This window comes from Cupriavidus sp. C2SS-8b (assembly GCF_057073745.1).
This window is the reverse complement of record NZ_CP172716.1, coordinates 3,006,623-3,027,770: the sequence shown is the minus strand read 5'-3', so window position 1 is coordinate 3,027,770 and position 21,148 is coordinate 3,006,623. Positions and strand designations below refer to the sequence as shown.

18 protein-coding genes are annotated in these 21,148 nt (G+C 68.0%); 15 read left to right on the top strand and 3 right to left on the bottom strand.

Annotation, left to right across the window (positions count from 1 at the left end; all coding sequences use genetic code 11):
• Positions 1-59: 59 nt before the first annotated feature.
• The gene (locus ACIGJB_RS14010; protein ID WP_483730375.1) at positions 60-1,319 is read right to left on the bottom strand and encodes a CaiB/BaiF CoA transferase family protein; all 1,260 of its coding nucleotides are present in this window, start codon (positions 1,317-1,319) and stop codon (positions 60-62) included.
• A 149-nt stretch (positions 1,320-1,468) separates the two neighbouring features.
• Between ACIGJB_RS14010 and ACIGJB_RS14005 the strand changes: the two genes are divergently transcribed.
• The 14 genes from ACIGJB_RS14005 to ACIGJB_RS13940 all read left to right on the top strand — a co-directional run bounded on the left by ACIGJB_RS14005 (position 1,469) and on the right by ACIGJB_RS13940 (position 18,899).
• On the top strand, positions 1,469-2,275 hold the full coding sequence (locus ACIGJB_RS14005; RefSeq protein WP_483732329.1) for an IclR family transcriptional regulator: 807 nt from the start codon (positions 1,469-1,471) through the stop codon (positions 2,273-2,275).
• A gap of 87 nt (positions 2,276-2,362) precedes the next feature.
• Entirely contained in the window at positions 2,363-3,379 is a 1,017-nt protein-coding gene (locus ACIGJB_RS14000) for a tripartite tricarboxylate transporter substrate binding protein (RefSeq protein WP_483730374.1), read from the top strand.
• A gap of 41 nt (positions 3,380-3,420) precedes the next feature.
• Complete coding sequence (locus ACIGJB_RS13995) at positions 3,421-4,596, top strand: acyl-CoA dehydrogenase family protein (protein WP_483730373.1); 1,176 nt, start codon at positions 3,421-3,423, stop codon at positions 4,594-4,596.
• 335 nt (positions 4,597-4,931) lie between these two features.
• Positions 4,932-6,131, top strand: a complete 1,200-nt coding sequence (locus tag ACIGJB_RS13990; RefSeq protein ID WP_483730372.1) for a formylglycine-generating enzyme family protein — start codon at positions 4,932-4,934, stop codon at positions 6,129-6,131.
• A 46-nt stretch (positions 6,132-6,177) separates the two neighbouring features.
• A complete protein-coding gene (locus ACIGJB_RS13985) occupies positions 6,178-7,269 on the top strand; it encodes an HAD family hydrolase (protein ID WP_483730371.1) in 1,092 nt (363 codons plus the stop codon).
• A gap of 53 nt (positions 7,270-7,322) precedes the next feature.
• Positions 7,323-9,080: an arylsulfatase gene (locus tag ACIGJB_RS13980; protein WP_483730370.1), complete on the top strand. Its 1,758-nt coding sequence runs from the start codon at positions 7,323-7,325 to the stop codon at positions 9,078-9,080.
• A gap of 58 nt (positions 9,081-9,138) precedes the next feature.
• Positions 9,139-11,775: a fused MFS/spermidine synthase gene (locus ACIGJB_RS13975; RefSeq protein WP_483730369.1), complete on the top strand. Its 2,637-nt coding sequence runs from the start codon at positions 9,139-9,141 to the stop codon at positions 11,773-11,775.
• The gene (locus tag ACIGJB_RS13970) at positions 11,772-12,749 is read left to right on the top strand and encodes an AAA family ATPase (protein ID WP_483730368.1); all 978 of its coding nucleotides are present in this window, start codon (positions 11,772-11,774) and stop codon (positions 12,747-12,749) included. The genes ACIGJB_RS13975 and ACIGJB_RS13970 overlap by 4 nt, the downstream gene beginning before the upstream one ends.
• Before the next feature lie 16 nt (positions 12,750-12,765).
• Positions 12,766-13,794: a DUF58 domain-containing protein gene (locus tag ACIGJB_RS13965; RefSeq protein WP_483730367.1), complete on the top strand. Its 1,029-nt coding sequence runs from the start codon at positions 12,766-12,768 to the stop codon at positions 13,792-13,794.
• Entirely contained in the window at positions 13,791-14,336 is a 546-nt protein-coding gene (locus ACIGJB_RS13960) for a DUF4381 domain-containing protein (protein ID WP_483730366.1), read from the top strand. The genes ACIGJB_RS13965 and ACIGJB_RS13960 overlap by 4 nt, the downstream gene beginning before the upstream one ends.
• Positions 14,323-15,345, top strand: a complete 1,023-nt coding sequence (locus ACIGJB_RS13955; RefSeq protein ID WP_483730365.1) for a vWA domain-containing protein — start codon at positions 14,323-14,325, stop codon at positions 15,343-15,345. The genes ACIGJB_RS13960 and ACIGJB_RS13955 overlap by 14 nt, the downstream gene beginning before the upstream one ends.
• Entirely contained in the window at positions 15,345-16,982 is a 1,638-nt protein-coding gene (locus ACIGJB_RS13950) for a vWA domain-containing protein (RefSeq protein ID WP_483732328.1), read from the top strand. Before ACIGJB_RS13955 ends, ACIGJB_RS13950 begins: the two co-directional genes overlap by 1 nt.
• Positions 16,979-18,334 (top strand): BatD family protein, encoded by a 1,356-nt coding sequence (locus ACIGJB_RS13945; protein WP_483730364.1) that lies wholly within the window; start codon positions 16,979-16,981, stop codon positions 18,332-18,334. The genes ACIGJB_RS13950 and ACIGJB_RS13945 overlap by 4 nt, the downstream gene beginning before the upstream one ends.
• 121 nt (positions 18,335-18,455) lie before the next feature.
• The gene (locus tag ACIGJB_RS13940) at positions 18,456-18,899 is read left to right on the top strand and encodes a thioesterase family protein (RefSeq protein ID WP_483730363.1); all 444 of its coding nucleotides are present in this window, start codon (positions 18,456-18,458) and stop codon (positions 18,897-18,899) included.
• A 63-nt stretch (positions 18,900-18,962) separates the two neighbouring features.
• Here the strand turns inward: ACIGJB_RS13940 and ACIGJB_RS13935 are convergent, their stop codons facing one another.
• Both ACIGJB_RS13935 and ACIGJB_RS13930 read right to left on the bottom strand, forming a co-directional pair.
• Entirely contained in the window at positions 18,963-19,862 is a 900-nt protein-coding gene (locus ACIGJB_RS13935; RefSeq protein WP_483730362.1) for a recombination-associated protein RdgC, read from the bottom strand.
• Positions 19,863-19,951: 89 nt separating this feature from the next.
• Positions 19,952-20,530: a BPSL1445 family SYLF domain-containing lipoprotein gene (locus tag ACIGJB_RS13930; protein ID WP_483730361.1), complete on the bottom strand. Its 579-nt coding sequence runs from the start codon at positions 20,528-20,530 to the stop codon at positions 19,952-19,954.
• A gap of 170 nt (positions 20,531-20,700) precedes the next feature.
• On the opposite strand from ACIGJB_RS13930, the gene ACIGJB_RS13925 reads away from it, so the two are divergent.
• Positions 20,701-21,147, top strand: a complete 447-nt coding sequence (locus ACIGJB_RS13925; RefSeq protein ID WP_483730360.1) for a hypothetical protein — start codon at positions 20,701-20,703, stop codon at positions 21,145-21,147.
• Position 21,148 lies beyond the last annotated feature (1 nt).

Genomic DNA, 21,148 nt, shown 5'->3' with positions numbered 1-21,148 from the left:
CCGGGCATGGTTCAAGAAGAGACATTGTATTCCATAATTGTATGCAATATGGGCGGCGTTCAGATAATCCCCGCCTGGTGCAACGCGTCCTGTTCTTCCGCGCCAAGACCCAGTTCGCCGTAGATTGACGCGTTGTGTTCCCCCACGGACGGACCGGTGCGGGGCGCGGGCGGGATATGTCCGGAGAACCTCGGCACGACGCACGGGGCGGGGAGCGAGCCGAAATCCGGGTCGGGCAGCCGCGTTACCACATTCCTGGCGCGGAAGTGCGGATCCGCCAGGATGTCTGCCATGCCGAAAACCTTGCTGAACGGCACGCCGTGCCGCTCCAGCGCCGCGCTGGTCGCGGCATGGTCGCGTTGCGCGAACCATCCGGCGACGATGGCATCGAGCCTGTCGATGTTGCGCACCCTTTCGACGTTGCCGGCGTAGTCGGCGCAGGTGGCCAGTTCTGGCTGATCCATGGCTTGCGCCAGGCGCGCGAAAGTAGCGTCGGAAGAGGCCACCACCGTGACCCATACATCATCCGCGGTGCGATACATATTCGATGGCGCGGCATAGGTCGTGCGATTGCCCGCGCGCTGCCGGGCCTGGCCCAGTTGTTCGTATTCGACCGCGAGCGGGTCGAGCAGGCGGAACACGGCCTCGGTGGCGGCCAGGTCGATCTCGCGCGCCGCGGTGTCGCGTCCGCTGCGCTGCTCGGCCACGGCGGTGGCGATGGAGAAGGCACCGAACAGGCCGGCGATCATGTCGCCAACCGGATAGTTCATGTGCAGCGGGCCGCTTTCGGGCGTGCCGGCCAGGTTGGTGAAGCCGCTCATGGCTTCGAAGATGCGCGCGAAACCGGGCCGCGTGGCGGCGGGGCCGGTCTGGCCAAAACCGGTCAGCCGCAGCACGGTCAGCCGCGGATTCGCCGCGCGCAGCGTACCGATGTCCAGGCCCCACCGGTCCAGCGTGCCGGTGCGGAAGTTCTCGACCAGCACATCGAACTGCGGCAGCAGGCGCAGGAAGATCTCGCGGCCGCGGGCCATGCGCACATCGAGCGAAATGCCGCGCTTGCCGCGATTGGTGACCTTCCAGTAGAGCGGACTGCCGTCCTTGACCGGCGCCAGCGTGCGCAGCGGATCGCTGCCATCGGGCAGTTCCAGCTTGACCACTTCTGCCCCCATGTCGGCGCACAAGGTCGCGGCAAACGGGCCGGCCACCACCGTGGCCATGTCGAGGATGCGCACACCGGCCAGCGGGCCGCGCGCGGCGTTGGAACCATCAGCGGGAGAGGGCGTGGACTGTGTCGTAGGAACTGCCGGAGATGCCTGCATGGAAATGACCTGTGGTTGGGCTTCCAGGCAAGGTGGCAGGCCGCGCCGCCAGGCGCAAGCACGGTTCCGCACAGCGAAACCGTCGTGATACAACGTTGACTTCCCCCCTTGCGGACACGAGCATGGAAAGCACGCAACGCCAACCGGAAATGGAACGCCACCCGCTGCCAGGTCTCGCGAGTTCCGATGAACTCTCCGTGGATCGCCAGTTCGCCACCAACCTGGCGCGCGGCCTGGATGTGCTCAGGGCGTTCTCGCCGGACCGTCCTGTGCTCGGCAACCAGGACATCGTCGAACGCACCGGGTTGCCCAAGGCGACGGTGTCCCGGCTGACGTACACGTTGTGCCTGCTCGGGTTCCTGAGCCGCGTGGCGTCGAACCAGAAGTACCGGCTGGGCGCGGGCGTGCTGGCGCTGGCGTACCCGATGCTGGCGGGGCTGGCGATCCGGCAGGTGGCCAGGCCGCACATGGAAGCGCTGGCGCGCGAGACCGGCTGCACCGTCAACCTCGGCATGCGCGAGCGCTTGTCGGTGGTGTACGTGGATAGCTGCCGGCTCGATCCGGCCAACCTCTATCAGCCCGACATCGGCAGCACGCGCCCGCTGCTGAGCAGTTCGATCGGCCGCGCGTTGCTGCTGGCTTGCGAGCGCGATGAGCGCACCGCCGTGCTGAACCGGCTGCGGGTCGAAGACCCGGAGCGCTTCGCCGCGGAGAAGCCGATGTGGGCCGCCGAGCAGAAGCATTTCGCGGAACACGGCTTCTGCGTGAGCCGCGGCGAATGGCGGCGCGAGATCCATGCGATTGCCGCCCCGATCCGGCAGTCGCTGCAGCAGGACGCGTTCGCGCTGAACTGCACGATGTCGGCCATGCGCGATGCCGGCGACCTGCTGGTCCGCGAGGTGGCGCCAAAGCTGACCGAGGCCGTTCGGCAGATCGAACTGGCCTGCGCACGATAGCAGTCGTGGAGCCACGTCCCCGGGGCGCCGCGACGGCAACCTGACCTGTCGTTCACGAAGACGGCGGGCATCCGACAAGGAGACGTGATGCACAGCAGCAAGGCTTGGAGCCGGCACCGTTTTGCCGGCGCAATCGCACGCATGGCGGCGGGCATGTGCCTAGGCGCCGCCGGACTGGCCGCCGCGCAGGAGCCGGCCGCCGCACGCTTTCCGGAGCACCCGGTCCGCATCATCGTGCCGTTCTCCGCCGGCGGCGTGGTGGATTCGGTGTCCCGCATCGTTGCCGAACGCGTGGCGCATATCCTGCACCAGCCGGTCATCGTCGAGAACAAGACCGGTGCGGGCGGCGCCATCGGCACCGACTTCGTCGCCAAGTCCGCGCCGGACGGCTATACGCTGCTCGCCGTCAGCCCGAGCCACGTGGTGGGACCGCTGCTGAACAGCGCCATCACGTGGAATGCGGAACGGGATTTCCGTTCCATCGCCGGCTTCGGGGTCATCCCCAACGTGATCGTCGTGCCTGCCGCGTCGCCGGCGAAGAGCCTTGACGCCTTGCTGAGTGCCGCGCGCAAGCAGCCCGGCGCGGTGACCTATGCGAGCGCGGGGGTCGGAACGTCCAACCACCTTTCCGGCGAACTGCTCGCCCAGATGACGAAGGTCAGCCTGACGCACGTGCCCTACAAGGGGCAGCCCGAAGCATTGTCGGACCTGCTCGGCGCGCGCGTGTCGATGATGGCGCTGACCATCGCCATTGCCAGGCAGCAGGTGCAGAGCGGCAAGCTGCGGGCGCTCGCCGTCACGTCGGCGCGCCGTTCGCCGGCGCTGCCGGACGTCCCCACGGTCGCGGAGGCGGCGCACATTCCCGGCTATGAGGTCGGCGCATGGTTCGGGCTGGTGGCGCCGCGCAAGACGCCGGATGCCGTGGTGAAGAAGCTTGCCGATGCCGTCGCGCAGGCCGTCGCCAATCCGGACATCGCACGGCGCCTGGCAGATCTGGGCATGGACGTCGCGCCGCAATCGGCACCGGCCTTCGACCGCTACATCGCCAGCGAGTCCCGCAAGTGGACCGGGGTGCTGAAAACGGCCGGCATTGCCTCGCAGTAAACACGCTGTCCCCCTATCTTCCGACCCGTCCTGTTACCGCCATGATCCAGAATCCCGCTCGCCTGCAGGCACTGCTTGCCACCCTGCGCCAGTTTGTCCTTGAAACCTGCATTCCGCAGGAAGCGCAGATCGATCGCGACGACTGCATTCCCGAACCGCTGGTCGACGCCATGCGCCAGCTCGGCCTGTTCGGGCACAGCATCCCCGAAGCCTATGGCGGCGCGGGGCTGACATCGGAAGAACTTACGCTGGTCAATATCGAGGTGTCGCAGGCGGCCACGGTGTTCCGCGCCCGCTTCGGCGGCAACACCGGCATTGCCTCGGAGTCGCTCGTTGTCGATGGCACGGCCGCGCAGAAGGCGCGCTACCTGCCGCGCCTGGCCTCCGGCGAGATCACGGGGTGCTTTGCGCTGACCGAGCCCGAGGCCGGCTCGGACGCCACGTCGCTGCGCACCAGCGCGACGCGCGACGGCGACCACTATGTGCTCAACGGGACCAAATGCTTCATCACCAATGCACCGCTGGCGGACCTGTTCACCGTCTTTGCGCGAACCGAGCCGGATACGCCTGGCGCGCACGGCATCAGCGCATTCCTCATCGAGCGCGGCACCCCGGGCCTCGACACCAGCGAGCCCGAGCGCAAGATGGGGCAGCACGGCTCGCCCGTCGGTGACGTGATCCTCAGGGACTGCAGGGTTCCCGCCAGCGCGATTGTCGGCGGCGAGCCGGGGCGCGGCTTTACCACGGCCATGAAGGCGCTCAACAAGCAACGCATCAACCTGGCCGGCCTGTGCATCGGCCCGGCGATCCGGCTGGTCGACGAGATGGTGCGCTATGCCCGCGAGCGCGAACAGTTCGGGCGCCCGATCTCGGAGTACCAGCTGGTCCAGCAGATGATTGCCGACAGCAACACCGAACTGCACGCCGCGCGTGCGCTGGTGCTCGAAACCGCCCGCCGTCGCGACGCCGGCGAGGACGTGACCATGGAAGCATCGATGTGCAAGATGTTTGCTTCCGAAATGACCGGGCGCGTGGCGGACCGGGCAGTCCAGGTGTTCGGCGGCAGCGGCTACATGGCGCGCACGGTGGCCGAGCGCTTTTACCGCGATGTGCGCGTGTTCCGGCTTTACGAAGGCACCACGCAGATCCACCAGCTCAATATCGCCAAGCGCACCATGACGGCGCGCGCCGGCGCGCTGGGCGCCAGCACGAACTGAAACTGGCAAGACCAATGCGGGCTTCGGGGCGCGACCTTTGTCTGTCGCGCCCTTTCCACGTGACCCTGTCGGCTGGTGTCTGTGTGTGCGGGTCGCAGCATTTTCAGCCGACGTGCCGTGCGTAGTCGCGCAAGAAATTCGGCCCGCGCCGCCGAATTGCTGCACAAAACATTGAACTCGTTGTCACGTCGCCTTTGCAAAGACTTGTCTGCTCGTCTATGCGAAATATCTAAAATCACGCGACAAGAAAACTGAATTCCGTTTCGCTTTTCGTTCTGCAACGATAGCCTCGTGGTGCGCTTTACGCACCACTTGTGCTTTGCGGAGGAAGAGTCATGGGCAAGAAGCGCCGGATTTCCGCAGCGACGGCGTCCGTCGCCGCGCCGCGCCGCTGGCGTGGGGCCATGATCGCGATGCTTGTGTGCGCCGGTGTCGCGGCGGGCTTTGGCGCGACCTGGTGGACGATGCATGGCCGCCACGTTGGCCAGTCGCAGGACATCGTGGTCGGTGATGGCGTGCGCGGCCCGGCCGGCATGGTCCACATCCCCGGCGGCGAATTCCTCATGGGCAGCGACAGCAAGATGGCGCAGGCCAACGAGAAGCCTGCGCACCAGGTGCGCATCCACGGTTTCTGGATGGACCAGCGCCACGTCACCAACGCCGAGTTCCGCAAGTTCGTCGAGGCCACCGGCTACGTCACCACCGCGGAAAAGGCGCCCGACTGGGAAACCCTGAAGGTACAGCTGCCGCCCGGCACGCCGCGCCCGCCCGACAGCGCGATGGTCGCGGGCGGCATGGTGTTCGTGGGCACTGCGCGACCCGTGCCGCTGCAGGACTATTCGCGCTGGTGGCGCTACGTGCCCGGTGCCGACTGGCGCCATCCGGGCGGCCCGGGCACGTCGATCGAAGGCAAGGACAACCACCCCGTCGTGCAGGTTTCGTATGAAGATGCGCAGGCCTATGCCAAGTGGGCCGGCAAGCGCCTGCCCACGGAGGCCGAGTGGGAGTTTGCCGCGCGCGGCGGCCTGGAGCAGGCCACCTACGCCTGGGGCGAGAAATTCGCGCCGGACGGCAAGCAGATGGCCAATGTCTGGCAAGGCCAGCAGGGCCAGCCGTTTCCGGTGGTCAGCGCGAAGGCGGGCGGCGCGCTCGGCACCAGCCCGGTCGGCACGTTCCCGGCCAACGGCTATGGCCTCTATGACATGACCGGCAACGCGTGGCAATGGGTCGCGGACTGGTACCGCGCGGACCAGTTCCGGCGCGAAGCCGCGCTGGGCAAGCTGATCGCGGACCCGGCGGGCCCCGTGGCGTCGTGGGATCCGAGCGAGCCCGGCGTGCCCGTGACCGCGCCCAAGCGCGTCACGCGCGGCGGCTCCTTCCTCTGCAACGAAGACTACTGCCTGAGCTACCGGCCCAGCGCCCGTCGCGGCACCGACCCGTACAACAGCATGTCGCACCTCGGCTTCCGGCTGGTGATGGATGACAGCCGCTGGGCCGAACAGCGCAAGCAGCAGCCGCTCGCCATGGCGCGATAGCCGCGCCACCCGCCTGCGCCACTTCCCGATGACCGGAGTACGCGTGATGGAACCTTTCACCTTCAAGCCGCCCGCGCGCAATGCGTTGCGTCCCGCGCTGGCCGCGTTGTGCCTGGCGGCACTGGCGTTCACTGGTGCCGGCCTGGGCGGATGCGCGGCACCGGCCGAGGGCGTTGCCGCGCCGAATGCGCAGCCGGCGCAGGCGCCTGAAGTCGCCGCGCAAGTGCTGCCTTCCTGGCGCGATGGAGCGGCCAGGCAGGCGCTGATCAAGTTCGTGGCCGATACCACGCGTCCGGGCTCGCCGACCTTCGTGGCGCCCGACGATCGCGTCGCCGTGTTCGACAACGACGGCACGTTGTGGAGCGAGCAGCCGCTCTACTTCCAGTTCTTCTTCCTGCTCGACCAGGTCAGGGCCGCCGCGCCGCAGCATCCGGAATGGAAGAACAACCCCGCCTTCAAGGCGCTGATGGCCAACGACATGCCGGCCCTGATGCGCAACGAGAAGTCGCTGCTGTCGCTGATCGCCGTGGCCAACAGCGGCATGACGGTGGGGGAATACGACCGCACCATCCGCGCGTGGCTGGCGCAAGCGAAGCATCCCAGGCTGCAGCGCCCGTTCACGGAACTGGTCTACCAGCCGCAGCTGGAACTGCTGTCCTACCTGCGCGCCAATGGCTTCAAGACCTACATTGTCTCGGGCGGCACCATCGAGTTCATGCGGCCGTGGGTGCAGAAGATCTACGGCATTCCGCCCGAGCAGGTGATTGGTTCCTCGCAGGCGGTCAAGTACATGGTGCGCGACGGCAAGCCGGTGCTCGTGCGTGACGCCAAGCTCGAATTCATCGATGACGGCCCGGGCAAGCCGGTTGGCATCTACCGCCATATCGGCCGTCGTCCGATCCTTGCCGTGGGCAACTCCGACGGCGACCTGCAGATGCTGGAGTACACCACCGGCGGCGAGGGACCGCGCATGGCCGTACTGGTCCACCACGACGACGCCGAACGCGAGTTCGCCTATGACCGGCAGTCAAAGGTCGGCAAGCTCGACAAGGCGCTCGACGCGGCCCAGGCCAAAGGCTGGACGGTGATCAGCATGAAGCAGGACTGGCTGCAGGTCTATCCGGCCAGCAAGCCATAAGCACGATGAGCGCAGCAAACCGACCGTAATGGGTCAATGAACGGAGGCGGGACATGCACCGAGTTGAAGAAGGCAAAGCAAAAGGAGGAGGCACCAGGCTGGTGATGCTGGCCGTGGCCGCCGCCGTCTTTACCGTCGCGGGCTGCGGCAAGAAAGAGACGCCGCCCAAGGCGCAGCAGCCGGCGGCGCAGGCGCCCGCCGCGGCGCCGGAAACCGCGGCCGCGCCAGTGCCGGCGAAGGAGAACCCGCCAGTCGCCGCCAGTGCGCCAGTCGACGTGGCATCGGCGCCCGCGGTGGCTGCCACCTCGCCGTCCGGCAAGAAGCCGAACATCCTGGTCATCTTTGGCGATGACATCGGGCAGACCAACATCAGCGCCTACAGCCATGGCGTGGTGGGCTACCGCACGCCGAACATCGACCGCATCGCCAACGAAGGCATGATGCTCACCGACTACTACGGCGAGAACAGCTGCACGGCGGGACGATCGACCTTCATCACGGGTGAAGTCGGCCTGCGCACGGGCCTGCTGAAGGTTGGCATCCCCGGTTCGCCGGTTGGCCTGCAGGCGCAGAATGTGACCATTGCACAGGCGCTCAAGCCCCTTGGCTATGCGACGGGCCAGTTCGGCAAGAATCACCTGGGTGACCGCAACGAGTACTTGCCCACCGCGCACGGCTTCGACGAGTTCTTTGGCAACCTCTATCACCTCAATGCGGAAGAGGAGCCCGAGCGCCCGTACTGGCCGAAGAACGACACGGCCTGGGTCAAGGCGAATTCGCCGCGCGGTGTGCTTCATTCCTTCGCCGACGGCAAGGTCGAAGACACCGGCCCGCTGAACCGCAAGCGCATGGAGACCATCGACGACGAAACCACGGCGGCGGCGATCGGCTTCATGGAAAAGCAGGTGAAGGCTGACAAGCCGTTCTTCGTGTGGATGAATACGACACGCATGCATGCCTTCACCCATGTGCGCGAGTCCATGCAAGGACAGAGCGGCATGCCGGGTAACGAGTACGCGGACGGCATGCTGGAGCATGACGGAGATGTCGGCAAGCTGCTCAAGTCGCTCGACGACCTGAAGGTTGCCGACAACACCATCGTCGTCTACACCACCGACAACGGTCCCAACCAGTGGTCGTGGCCCGATGCCGCGACCACGCCGTTCCGCAGCGAGAAGGATACCAATTGGGAAGGGGCCTTCCGTGTGCCGGCGATGGTGCGCTGGCCGGGCAGGATCAAGCCTGGCACGGTGTCCACGACCATGATGTCAGGTCTCGACTGGTTCCCGACGTTGCTTGCCGCGGCTGGTGACGGCGACATCAAGGACCGGCTCCTCAAGGGCACCAGCATTGGCGGAAAGTCCTTCAAGGTGCACCTCGATGGCTATAACTTCCTGCCCTACCTGACGGGACAGAGCAACACTGGGCCGCGCCAGGACTTCTACTACTTCAACGACGACGGCGTACTGGTGGCGATGCGGCACAACGACTGGAAGTTTGTCTTCTGCGAACAACGGCAGCCGGGCGGCTTCGAGGTGTGGGCCAACCCGTTCACCTGCCTGCGCGTGCCCAAGGCGTTCAACCTGCGCATGGATCCGTATGAACGGGCCGATGTCGTGTCGGACCAGTACTATGACTGGACCGCAAAGAATGCCTACATGATCGGCTATGCGTCGTCGCGGGTGGCACCGTTCCTCCAGACGTTCAAGGACTACCCGCCCAGCCAGCGTGGGGCGAGCTTCACCATCGACCAGATGACCGAGGCGGTAATGAAGTCGATCGACAAGGGCTCGGCGGGAGCCGGGAAGTAACTCCGGCGGCAATGGTTGGCCGGGCTGTCCCGGCCAACTTCTTCACCAGGATCGCACCATGACAGAAGCGCATGCCGGCGCCAACGCCGGCAAGCAGCAAGCGCGGCACAGATCTGGCAAGCCGCGGCGCGAACAAGGCGCCGCCTTGCAGGCAGGGCAGGGCCAACTGGCGCACGATGGCGCCGTGCTGGCACCTGCCCTGTTGCTTTTTGCGTCCGGCGCGGCCGGACTGATCTACCAGGTTCTCTGGATCAAGCAGCTTGCGCTGGTGGTTGGCGTCGATGTACACGCCGTCACTACGGCCGTGAGCGCATTTTTTGCCGGCCTTGCACTGGGCGGCTGGCTGCTGGGACGGGTGGCGGACCGCCATGCGCAGCCGCTGCGGCTGTACGCGTGGCTCGAGATCGCCGTGCTGGTGCTGGCCATCGGCGCCACGCTGGCGCTCGCGCGCGCCGCGGCACCGTTCGCGTGGCTGGAGAGCCGCGTTGGCCTGCTGGCGTGGGCGTTGCCGTTCGTGCTGGTGATCCTGCCCTCGGCGGCCATGGGCGGCACGCTGCCGGTGCTGATGCGCGTGCTGGCGTCGCGCGCTGGGCAGGTCGGCACGCATGGCGGACGCTTATATGCCGCCAACACCGCCGGCGCGATCGCGGGCACGCTGCTGGCGGGCTTCGTACTGATTCCGTGGCTCGGCATTACGGGCAGCGCACTGGCCGCGGCCACGCTCAACGGGCTTGCCGCGGCTGCCGCGCTGGCCATGGCGCCGCGTGCGGCGCCGGCGGACGAGCCTGCCGCCACGGTCATGACAGCCGCTGCGCAGCCGGGGCGCGATGCCGGCGCTGGCCGGCTCGCACTCGTGCTCTATGCGGCTGCGGGCGGCATCGCGCTCGGTTATGAGGTGGTGTGGTCGCAGGCCATCGTCCAGTTCATCAGCACGCGCACCTTTGCTTTCACGATCGTGCTCGCGACTTACCTTGCGGGCCTGGCGATCGGCAGTGCAATGGCGGCAAAACGCGCCGATCGCGCGCGCGATCCGTGGGGCGCGTTCGCCATGCTGATCGCTGCGGCAGGGCTGGTTGCGCTGCTGGAGATCGTCGTGCTCGGCGAATGGCTGCTGCAGGCGCAGGCAGCGGTATCGGCCTGGGCGCAGGCGGCCACGTCGAACGGCCTGGTAGCAGCCTGCGCGAGCTTCGCGGTGGCGGCGCTGTGCGTGGTGTTCGTGCCGACGCTGCTGCTGGGCGCGGCGTTCCCGTTCGTGCTGCGCGTGGGGGTGGACAATCACCGGCTCGGTGCCGGCGTGGGCGCGGTGGTGGCGCTCAATACGCTGGGCGGTATCGCCGGCACGGCCGTGGCCGGGTTTGTGCTGGTGCCGCGCATCGGGCTCGTGCATACGTTGTCGCTGCTGGCGGTGGGCGCAGGCATTGTCGGCGTGATTGCCGCAGCGCTCGGCTCGGGCGTGACGAGGCTGGCGCGCTGGGCGGTGCCGATGGTGGCGCTGCTGGCGGTGATTGCCGCGGCGCTGGCCCCGGCGGATCGCCTCGCCACGCTGCTGGCGCGCGCACGCGGCGGCGAGATGGTGTTCTACGAGGAAGGCCGCGGCGCTACCGTGGCGGTGGTGAAGCAATCATCGGCGACCCACAGTTTCAACCGGCTCTATATCCAGGGCGTGTCCAATTCCGGCGACACCATGACGTCGCTGCGCTACATGCGCTTGCAGGCGCTGCTGCCGCTGATCGTGCACAGCGGCACGCCGCGCTCGGCACTGGTGATCGGCCTTGGCACGGGCATCACCGCGGGTGCCACGCTGCCGTATCCGGGCCTGGAACACCGGGTGGTGGCAGAGCTGCTGCCGCCGGTGCTGCGCGCCGTGCCGCAGTTCCAGGGCAACTTCGGCGTGGCCAGCGACAAGCGCGTCGATATACGGCTTCGGGACGGCCGGCGCGAGCTGCTGCAGAGCGGGCAGCGCTACGACCTGATCACGCTGGAGCCGCCGCCGCCTTCGGCCGCGGGCGTGGTCAACCTGTACTCGACCGATTTCTATCGCCTCGCCGCGACCCGGCTGCAAGCGGGCGGACTGGTTGCGCAATGGCTGCCGCTGCCGACGCAGAACGACGAAGACACGCGCTCGCTGGTGCGCAGTTTCCTCGAGGTGTTCCCGCACGCGACGTTGTGGACCACGGAGCTGCACGAGATGATGCTGGTCGGCTCGATGTCGCCGGTCACGCTCGATGCCGCGCGCATCCGCGAGCGCTTTGCGCAGCCGGAAGTCGCGGCAGCGCTGCGCGAAGTGGGCGTGGCTTCACCGGCTGCGCTGCTGGCAATGTGGGTCACGGACCGCGCGGGACTGGAGCGCTATGCGGGTGACGCGCCCGCCGTGACCGACGACCATCCCCGCATCGAATACGCGACGTGGGTGCGGCGCGCCGAGTTTCCGCAGGTCCTGCAGCGCCTGCTGACGCTGCAGACCGAGCCGCCGCTGGTCGGCGCGGATGCGGCACTGATCGCCGATATCGGGCTCGAGCGCGACACCTTGCACACCTTCTACACGGCCGGCCTCGACGCCTATTACGGCGACCGCGACGCGTGGGCGCTGCATATGCAGAAGGTGATGCGCACCGATCCTGAAAACCCGTACTACGCCTGGTTCGGGGGCGGTCGTCGGGCGCCTGGCCCCGCACCATCGAGGAATGTCCCATGAGCATCCGTGACGACGTGCTGGCACTGCAGCAGCGAATGGGCGAAGCCATCGTCGGCCAGCAGCACATGATCGAGCGGCTGTTGCTCGGTCTGCTGGCCGATGGCCACTTGCTGGTGGAAGGACTGCCGGGCCTGGCCAAGACACGCGCGATCAAGGTGCTGGCGCGCAACCTGGAGGCGAAGCTGTCGCGCATCCAGTTCACCCCAGACCTGCTGCCGGCCGATATCACGGGCTCCGAGGTCTACTACACCGAGGGCGGCAAGGGCGAATTCCGCTTCCAGGCGGGGCCGATCTTCGCCAACCTGATCCTTGCCGACGAGGTCAACCGCTCGCCGGCCAAGGTGCAGGCCGCGCTGCTCGAGGCGATGGAAGAGCGCCAGGTCACGGTCGGCGGCACGACCCACAAGCTCGACCCGCTGTTCCTGGTCATGGCCACGCAGAACCCGATCGAACAGGAAGGCACCTATCCGCTGCCCGAAGCGCAGATGGACCGCTTCCTGATGCACGTGAACGTGACCTATCCCGACGCCGATGCCGAAGCGCAGATCGTGGCGCTGGCGCGTGCCGAAGAGTCGGGCGCCGAGGCCGGCGCACAAGTGGCTGCCGTACAGCGGCTCGCGCCGGAGGTGGTCTTCGCCGCGCGTGCCGAGATCCACCGCATTCACGTGAGCGAAGCGGTCTCGCGCTACATGGTCGCGCTGGTGCAGGCGACGCGCGAGCCCAAGACCGTCGATGACGAGCTGGATCGATGGATCCAGGTTGGCGTGAGCCCGCGCGGCTCCATCGGCCTGGACAAGGTGGCGCGCGCGCACGCCTGGCTGCACAGGCATGACTTTGTCTCGCCCGAGAATGTGCAGGCCGTGGTGCACGAAGTGTTCCGCCACCGCCTGATCCTGTCGTACGAGGCGCACGCCGCCGGTGTCAGCGCCGATGCCGTGATCGACCGCCTGGTGCAGCAGGTCGCCGTGGCCTGAAGCGGCGGCCGGCGCCATGCGTTCCCGACTTGCCTCGCTTGGCCGTTCGCCGGTGCCTGCCGGCGAAGGGCCTGCCTCGCGCGCGCAGCCGGGCGTCAGCGTGGACGCCGCGGCGCTGGCGGCGCTTGAACTCGCCGCGCGCGATTTCCATTTCCTGCCGCGCCAGCCGGTGCACAGCGTGCTGGCCGGCCGGCATGCGTCCCGCGTGCGCGGGCGCGGCCTCACTTTCGAGGAAGTGCGCGGCTACCTGCCCGGCGACGATATCCGCAGCATGGACTGGCGCGTCACGGCGCGCACCGGCAAGCCGCATGTGCGCGTGTACAGCGAGGAGAAGGACCGTCCGGTGCTGCTGCTGGTGGACCAGCGCATCAATATGTTCTTCGGCAGCCGCCGCGCGATGAAGTCCGTGGCCGCGGCCGAGGCCGCGGCGCTGGCCGCGTGGCGCGTGCTGTCGGAAGGCGACCGTGTCGGCGGGCTGGTGTTCGGCGACAGCGCATGCACCGAGCTTGCGCCGCGCCGCAGCCGCCAGGCCGTGGAGCACCTGCTTGGGGAGATCGCGCGCCAGAACCATTCGCTGCGCGCCGATGCGCCCGCGCGGCGTGGCGCGGGTCAGCTCAATGCCGCGCTGGAGCGGGCCTCGCGGCTCGCACGGCATGATCACCTCGTCATCGTCATCAGCGACTTCGATGGGCACGACGCGGCCACGCGCGACCTGATGCTGTCGATGTGCGCGCGCAACGACCTGCTCACGATGCTGGTCTACGACCCGTTCCTGCTCGAACTGCCTGACTCCGGCCAGCTTGTCGTCAGCGACGGCGAACTCCAGGTCGAGTTGGGCTTTGGCCACGCTGCGACGCGCAAGGGCATCGCCGAGTTCGTCGATGCGCAGAGCCGCGATCTGCTGGCCTGGCACCGCGCCATCGGCGTGCCGCTGCTGCCGCTGTCAGCCGCGGAGGAAACGCCGCAGCAGTTGCGCCGCCTGCTCGGGCAAGCGCTGCCGCAGGGCCATGGCACGCTGCGCGCACGGCAGGGAGCGCGACCGTGAGTGACCTGGTACACAGCACGGCCGCACCCGACAGCGCGACGATTGCCGGCGATCTCCTGCATCTGGCCGAAGTGGTCGTGCCGCCGCCGCCATCGTGGCGGCCCGAGACCATCGGCTGGCCGGTGGCGGGCGCGCTCGTGCTGGCGTTGCTGGCGGTCGCGGCGTGGCGCTGGTGGCGCCGCTATCGCGCCAACCGCTACCGTCGCGAGGCACTGGCCGAACTGGAGCAATTGCGTGCTGGCATGACCGCGTCGCCGCAGGCGCGCGCACACGCGCTGGCCGCCATGGCGGAACTGCTCAAGCGCACCGCGCTGGCGGCGTGGCCGCGCGCCCGGGTGGCCAGCATGGCCGGCGCGGAGTGGGCGAAATTCCTGCAGGCCAATGCGGGCACGGCCGGCGCCGCGGTGCCGGTGCTCTCGACGCTGGTCAACGACGCGCAGTACCGCGATGCCGCGGCGCTCGAGCAATGGCCCGACAGCCAGGTAGCGGCGACTGCCGCAGCCTGCCAGCAATGGATTGCGGGCCACCATGTACCAGTTTGAATATCCGTGGCTGTTCGTGCTGCTGCCGCTGCCCTTGCTGCTGTGGTGGCTGCTGCCGGCGTATCGCGAGGAAAGCCCGTCGGTGCGCCTGCCGTTCTTCGGCGAGGTGGCCAGCGCAGCGGGGTTGAAGCCCGCGCCGGGCGCGGTCGTGCCGCGCAGCAACTGGCTGCAGCGCATCCTGGCACCGCTGGCGTGGGCGCTGCTGGTGACGGCGCTGGCGCGCCCGCAGTTCCTGGAGGCGCCGATCGAGAAGGTGCAGCCGGCGCGCGACCTGTTGCTGGCGCTGGACTTGTCGCAGTCGATGGACACGCGCGACTTCCGCGACCCGGCCGGCGCGCTGATCCCGCGCGTGCAGGCGGTGCGCGAGGTGGTCAGCAGCTTCGTGGCGCGCCGCCCCGGCGTCCGCATCGGCCTGCTCGTGTTCGGCGATGCCCCGTACCCGCTGGCGCCATTCACGCTGGACCACACGCTGGTGCAGACCATGATCAAGGACCTGCTGCCGGGCATGGCCGGCCCCAGCACGGCGCTTGGCGATGGCATCGGCCTGGGCATCAAGATGTTCGACCAGAGCCAGACACCCGAGAAGGTGCTGATCGTGCTGACCGACGGCAACGACACCGCCAGCAAGATGCCGCCCGAACGCGCCGCGGAGATCGCGAAGCAGCGGCATGTGATCGTGCATACGATCGGCATCGGCGATCCTTCGGCCGAGGGCGAGCAGCGCGTCGATCTCGGCGTGCTGCAGCGCATCGCCGCATCGACCGGCGGACGCTACTTCTTCGGCGCCGACCAGGCGGGACTGGAGAGCATCTATGCGACGCTGGATCGCATCACGCCGCACAACCACAAGACGCTGTCGTGGCGGCCCCGCCGCGAGTTGTTCATGTGGCCGCTCGGCGCCGCGGTGGGCGTAGTGCTGATGTACCAGCTCATCATGGCGCTGTGGTCGGCGTGGCTGTCGCGTCCGCACCGGGGTGGCGTGCAGCAGCCAGCGGCGGAGGAAGCGTGATGCAGGCGCTGGCGGACTTCCACTTCCTGCGCCCGTGGTGGCTGCTGGTGCTGATCCCCGCGGTGCTGCTGGTCTGGGCCGTGCGCCGGCGCGGCGATGTACGGCGCCGCTGGCGCGACGCCATCGCCCCGCACCTGCTCGACGCCTTGATGGTGGGCGAGCGCCGCCGGCTGGCCATTCGCCCCGTGCACCTGACCGCGCTGCTGCTTGCGATCGGCGCCATCGCGCTGGCCGGGCCCAGCTGGGAGCGCGAGCGTCCGCCCTTCCTCGACGACAAGGCGCCGCTGGCGATCGCCGTCGACCTGTCGCCGACCATGGATGCAATCGACGTGAGTCCCACGCGGCTCGAACGCGCGAAGCTCAAGATCAAGGCGCTGCTGGCGCGCCGCGACGGCGGGCGTACCGCGATCTGGGCCTATGCCGGCTCCACGCACCTGGTGCTGCCGTTGACCGACGACGCCACGCTGCTGCAGACCTTCGTCGATGCGCTGCAGACCCGCATCATGCCCGCGCCCGGCCGGGACACCGCGCTCGCGCTGCGCACCATCGATGCCGCGCTCAAGCATGAGGAGGTGCCGGGCACCATCCTGTTCCTGACCGATGGCGTGGAGACCGCCGCCGTGCGCGCGTTCAAGGCCCAGGTCAGCAGCGGGCGCAGCCAGCCGGTGGTGCTGGCGATCGGCACCGAACGCGGCGGCCCGCTGCGCAGCGGCACCGAAGGCTTTGTCGAGAAGGACGGCGTGCGCGTATTCGCGCGCATGGATGTGGCCGCGCTCAAGCGCTTTGGCGACGACACCGGCGTGCCGGTCGCCACGTTCACGCCCGACAGCGACGATGACGTCGCCTGGGTGCAGCGCCACGTGCAATCGCACCTGGCGCAGCAGCAGTCGGCCGACAACACGCGCTGGAAGGATGAAGGCTGGTGGCTGACGATCCCGATCGCACTGCTTGGATTGTTGTGGTTTCGCAAGGGCTGGACCGTGCGCTGGATCACAGGCGTTCTGCTTGCCCTGATGCTGGCTGCACCGCCGCAGGAATCGCGCGCGCAGGCATCGGCGCCCGACGCCGATGCGCCGCGTCCACGGCGCTTTGTCGACCTGTGGCTCACGCACGACCAGCAGGGCCGCCGCGCGTTCCAGCGTGGCGACTTTGCCGGCGCCGCAGCGTTGTTCGACGACCCGATGTGGCGCGGCGTGGCGCAGTACCGCGCGGGGCAATACGCGCAGGCGGTGCAGAGTTTCGCGCTGGTCGACTCGCCCGAGAGCGACTTCAACCAGGGCGATGCGCTGGCGCGGATGGGCAAGTACAAGGACGCGGCGGCGCGCTACCGGCAGGCCCTGAAGCACCGTCCGCAATGGCCCGCGGCCACGGCCAACCTGGCGCTGATGGAAAAGCTGGCAGCCAGGGCGGACAAGCCAAAGGAGGGTGAGGAGCCGCCCGACATCAAGCCTGACGAAGTGAAATACGACAGCGAATCGAAGCCGCCCGAGGGCGAGGGCAAGAAGCGCGAGATGGGCGCGGTGGAAAGCGCCGAGACGTGGATGCGCGCAATCCAGACCACGCCGACAGAACTGCTGCAACGCAAGTTCGCGCTGCAGCAGAGCCAGGCGCAGCCCGGCGCCGGAGCCAAGCCATGACGCGCACGGTTCGGGGCCTCGGCATCTGGTTCATGGGCGTGATGATGTGGCTGGCGAGCGCGCTGGCGCTGGCGGCCGATCCTCTCGTGCGGGTTAACGTCGCGGCGAAGCAACCGATACTGCCCGGCCAGCAGATCAGCATCGACGTAACCATTCTGGCCCCCAATTTTTTCCTGTCGGCGCCTGTCTTCCCGACACTGCAGGTGCCCGGCGCAATCGTCACCATGCCGGACGACCGCGGCCAGAACACGGTGGAGACCATTAACGGCGCGAGCTACGCCGGCATCCGCAAGACCTACCTGTTTGCCGCGGAGCAGGGCGGCGATTTCCAGTTGCCGCAGGTCTCCATCGCCTTTACCTATTCCGGCGATGACGGCAAGCCGCGCCAGGGCAGCGTGACGCTGCCGCCCACCACGATCCGCGCCGCGGGCGCGGCAGGCGCGCCGGCCGCAGCCACACTGCCGGTGGCGCGCCTGAACGTCACGCAGCGCTTCGACCGCCCGGTCAGCGGTCCGCAGGCGCAGTTCCATGCCGGCGACGCGCTGGTGCGTACCATCACCACGTTTGCGCCGCAGACGCAGGCGATGATGATCCGCCCGCCGAAGATCGAGGCGCCGTCCGGCGTGCGCGTGTTCGCGGGTGATCCGCAACTGAGCGATGCCGCGCATGACAGCGCCGGCACGACGGGCGGCAGCCGCACGGACCGCATCACCTATGTGTTCGAGCAATCGGGCACCTATACGCTGCCGGCGATCAAGGTGGAATGGTTCGATCCGGTCACGCGCAAGCCCGGCGAATCGGAAGCGCCCGAGGTGAAGGTAGACGTGGCCTCCGCGCCGGGGTTGGCCGGACTCTCGCCGACCGGTCCGCACGCCGCGCCTTTGCCGGGAGCGGGCGGCTCCGCATGGCGGCTGTGGCTGTGGGCGGCTGGCGGCGCACTGGTACTGCTGCTGGCGTGGGCACTGCTGCATTGGATGCGGCCGCACGTGGCGCGGCTGCGCCGGATACTTGCGGCACGGCGCAGCGCCAGGGCTGCCGGAAGCGAGGCGCGGCTTGCGGCGCTGCTGCAGACCTGTCGCGCGAACGACGCGATGGAGGCCTATCGCGCGCTGGGCGTGTGGTCGCGCACCGCATGGGGCAGGGCGCCGGCGGACTGGGTGGCCGGCACTGGCGATGCGGCGCTGGCCGCCGCCGTCGATGCGCTCGAACGGCGACTGTTCGGCGCCGATGCCAGCGCCGGGCCGTGGAACGGCAATGAACTGGCGGCGCTGTTGTCAAAATACGCCGCCCCACATCGGTCTGTCCCTCTGCACCGGGCTTCGCCAGCAATGCTGCCGCCGCTCAATCCCTGAGGCCGGCTGGCCGAACCGCCGCGATCGACTATGATGGGCGCCTCGCCGCCTGCCTGCCCGGGATCAACGACGCTCTTGCGTGTCTGGCGGCGGCTTTCCGTCCACTCTGCCCGATGCCGCCATGGCCCGTCTTCAACTCGACCTCCCCGACGACCAGTTCTGCTATTCGACGCACATGACCGTGCGCGTCACCGAGATCAATTCGGCCAACCACCTGGCCAACGATGCGATGATCTCGATGATCTCCGAGGCGCGCGCCCGCTTCCTCTATGAGTTCGGCAGCGAGGGCGACAGGGTGGAGGGTCTGGGCATCATCGTCACGGACCTGGCCACGATGTACCGCAACGAAGCGCATGCGCGCGACCAGCTGCTATTCGAGGTCGGCGTGATGGATTTCAACAAGTACGGTGGCGACATCATCTTCCGCATCACGCGTCCGCAGGACGGCGCGCTGATCGCCATGGCCAAGTCCGGCTTCGTGTTCTTCGACTACCAGCAGAAGAAGGTGATGCCGATGCCGGCCGGTTTCGCCGGACGCTTCCCCAAGGTCAACTGGCTCGGCTGAGGCTGCATAAGAAACGGCCGCGCAAGGCGGCCGTTGGGGCTTTCAGGTCGTGCGGCGCTGGCCTCAGACCTTGCGCTCGCCGCCGAGCGCCTCGGTCAGGTCGCCCAGCATGCCGGCCAGTTCTCCGGCCATCATCGTGAAATCGGCGTCGAAACGCTCGTCTTCGTCGTTGCCGGTGTTGTCGGCCTGTTCCTTGATGACGTCCAGCGGCGCAACGCGCTTGATCGCGAGCGAATCGGTCAGGACAAACGACACGCGGTCGTTCCAGGTCATGGCCAGGCGCGTGCAGCGCTTGCCGCCGGAGATATGACGGCGCAGGTCTTCGGCATCGAGCGGATGGCGCACGTAGCGCACCGTAGCCTTGCTTTCGGCGCCGGACTGCAGCTCGATTTCCTGGTCCACCGTGAAGCCGGCGGGCGCGATGTCGGTCGCGAGCCAGTCAGTCATGGCCGCCACCGGCGATTGGTTCACGTGCAGGTTCGCCAGCGGCAGCGGGTCCAGTGCCTTGAACAGCATGCCGCGCACTTCGTCGGCCTTGGCCGCGCTAGCAGCGTCGATGGCCAGCCAGCCGTTGGCCGGGTCGATCCACACGCGCGTGTCGCGGCGGATGCTGAAGGCCCGTGGCAGCAGTTCTTCGGTGACCTGCTCCTTCAGTTCCTTCAGCTGCTTGCGGCCGGGCTTGTAGCCCTGCTGCTCTTCGATCTCGACGGCGCGTGCCTTGGTGACCTGGTTGACCACGGTGGTGGGCAGCAGCTTTTTCTCGGTGCGCAGCGTCAGCAGCATCTGGCCGCCCACGGTGTGGACCAGCTGGCCGTTGTCGCGCGGCGAGGCCCAGCCTTGCGTCTGCATTTCAAGGCTGGTGCCGGGGAAAAAAGCGTGTTTGGCCAGGCTGGCTTCGACTTCGTCGGCGCGGGGCGACCATGGAGCGGAAAAACGGTGGAGCTGGAGGTTCTTGAACCACATGGGAGGAATTCGGCCGGATGAAAGGGACGAATTCTAGCCGGTCGCTGCGATGCCGCCCGAAAAATGGGGCAGCATCGCGCGGTGGTGCGCTACAGATCGAGCTTGCTGATCTTGCTGCCTTCCAGGCTCAGCCCGGCCATCAGGCCGGCATTGGTCATGACGAAGCCGACGATCGGGGACTGCGCGGTGTTGGTGTCCAGCACGCCATTGGCGCCGATCGTGGCGAGCGCCACGGTGGCGTCCACGCCGGCAGTCCAGCCGTTGCTGCGCACGAACTTGTCGTAGGCCTCGGGCGTCAGGAACATCAGCACGATCGACTTGGACTGTGCGCCGATCTGCCAGCCGACCGAGCCCGCGACCAGGCGATAGTAGCCGTGCGTGGCGCCGCCCGAGCGTAGCGCGCCGTCGCCATACTCGCCGCCGACGACGAAGCCTGCCGACAGCGTCTTCGGGAACACCAGGATGCCGCGCGCCTTGTTGGCAAGCTCGCGCGAGCCCTTGACGCTGCCGTACAACTTGCCGAGCGTGGCGTCCACGCCCGAATCCAGCTCGCGCCGCCGCGCGGCCTTGTCACTGGGCGCATCGGGACCCGTGGTGGTGCAAGCCGCCAGCGACAGGCTGCCCAGCACAAGGCCGGCACCGGTTTGGAGGAATGAGCGGCGCTTCATAGGATCTCCTTCTGCTTGTTTGTGTTCTTTGAAGCATAGTGCCCGGGGGCTTGCGGACCCAATGGCCGACCGGCCGCAACACGTGGAAGTCGTTTCCATTTGTTAATGTTGTGGCGTATGGTCGACTTTAGCCCTGCAAGGGTGCAGACGCTGCGGTACAGTCCCGACGCATGAAGACGATCCTCCATGCCCCCAAACTGTCCATCGTGATGCTTGCCGCGCTGCTCGGCGCCTGCGGCTCGCATCCGCCCGCGCCTGATGCGGGCGAGGCCGCCACCGCCGCCAATGCCGCCAGCGCGAGCACGGAAGCCAGCAACGGCTGGCAGGCGCTGCGCGCCCGCTACATGGATTGCGTGCAGCACCAGGCCGACGCAGGCGTGTCCGGCAAGGCGCAGACGAAGGACGTGGTGTCCTCCTCGCTGACGGCGTGCAACGGCGAACTGAAGGCCATGCACGATGCCTTCGGCACCTATCTCGGCAGCCAGATGTCGTCCTCGCACGGCAAGTCCGGGGCGCGCCAGGCGGCCGACCGCGTCACCACCGACACGCGCGAGAAGGCGCGCGCCTACCTGACGAAATACGTCGAGCGCGAGCGCTATATCGCGCGCACGCAGTAAT

What these genes read in the sequence shown, in the direction of transcription:
- ACIGJB_RS13985 (WP_483730371.1), top strand. Translation starts at nt 6,178, where the DNA reads ATGGAACCTTTCACCTTCAAGCCGCCCGCGCGCAATGCGTTGCGTCCC.
- ACIGJB_RS13965 (WP_483730367.1), top strand. Translation starts at nt 12,766, where the DNA reads ATGCGTTCCCGACTTGCCTCGCTTGGCCGTTCGCCGGTGCCTGCCGGC.
- ACIGJB_RS13970 (WP_483730368.1), top strand. Translation starts at nt 11,772, where the DNA reads ATGAGCATCCGTGACGACGTGCTGGCACTGCAGCAGCGAATGGGCGAA.
- ACIGJB_RS13990 (WP_483730372.1), top strand. Translation starts at nt 4,932, where the DNA reads ATGGGCAAGAAGCGCCGGATTTCCGCAGCGACGGCGTCCGTCGCCGCG.
- ACIGJB_RS13975 (WP_483730369.1), top strand. Translation starts at nt 9,139, where the DNA reads ATGACAGAAGCGCATGCCGGCGCCAACGCCGGCAAGCAGCAAGCGCGG.
- ACIGJB_RS13945 (WP_483730364.1), top strand. Translation starts at nt 16,979, where the DNA reads ATGACGCGCACGGTTCGGGGCCTCGGCATCTGGTTCATGGGCGTGATG.
- ACIGJB_RS13995 (WP_483730373.1), top strand. Translation starts at nt 3,421, where the DNA reads ATGATCCAGAATCCCGCTCGCCTGCAGGCACTGCTTGCCACCCTGCGC.
- ACIGJB_RS13955 (WP_483730365.1), top strand. Translation starts at nt 14,323, where the DNA reads ATGTACCAGTTTGAATATCCGTGGCTGTTCGTGCTGCTGCCGCTGCCC.
- ACIGJB_RS13930 (WP_483730361.1), bottom strand. Translation starts at nt 20,530, where the DNA reads ATGAAGCGCCGCTCATTCCTCCAAACCGGTGCCGGCCTTGTGCTGGGC.
- ACIGJB_RS13935 (WP_483730362.1), bottom strand. Translation starts at nt 19,862, where the DNA reads ATGTGGTTCAAGAACCTCCAGCTCCACCGTTTTTCCGCTCCATGGTCG.
- ACIGJB_RS13940 (WP_483730363.1), top strand. Translation starts at nt 18,456, where the DNA reads ATGGCCCGTCTTCAACTCGACCTCCCCGACGACCAGTTCTGCTATTCG.
- ACIGJB_RS13925 (WP_483730360.1), top strand. Translation starts at nt 20,701, where the DNA reads ATGAAGACGATCCTCCATGCCCCCAAACTGTCCATCGTGATGCTTGCC.
- ACIGJB_RS14005 (WP_483732329.1), top strand. Translation starts at nt 1,469, where the DNA reads ATGGAACGCCACCCGCTGCCAGGTCTCGCGAGTTCCGATGAACTCTCC.
- ACIGJB_RS13980 (WP_483730370.1), top strand. Translation starts at nt 7,323, where the DNA reads ATGCACCGAGTTGAAGAAGGCAAAGCAAAAGGAGGAGGCACCAGGCTG.
- ACIGJB_RS13950 (WP_483732328.1), top strand. Translation starts at nt 15,345, where the DNA reads ATGCAGGCGCTGGCGGACTTCCACTTCCTGCGCCCGTGGTGGCTGCTG.
- ACIGJB_RS14000 (WP_483730374.1), top strand. Translation starts at nt 2,363, where the DNA reads ATGCACAGCAGCAAGGCTTGGAGCCGGCACCGTTTTGCCGGCGCAATC.
- ACIGJB_RS14010 (WP_483730375.1), bottom strand. Translation starts at nt 1,319, where the DNA reads ATGCAGGCATCTCCGGCAGTTCCTACGACACAGTCCACGCCCTCTCCC.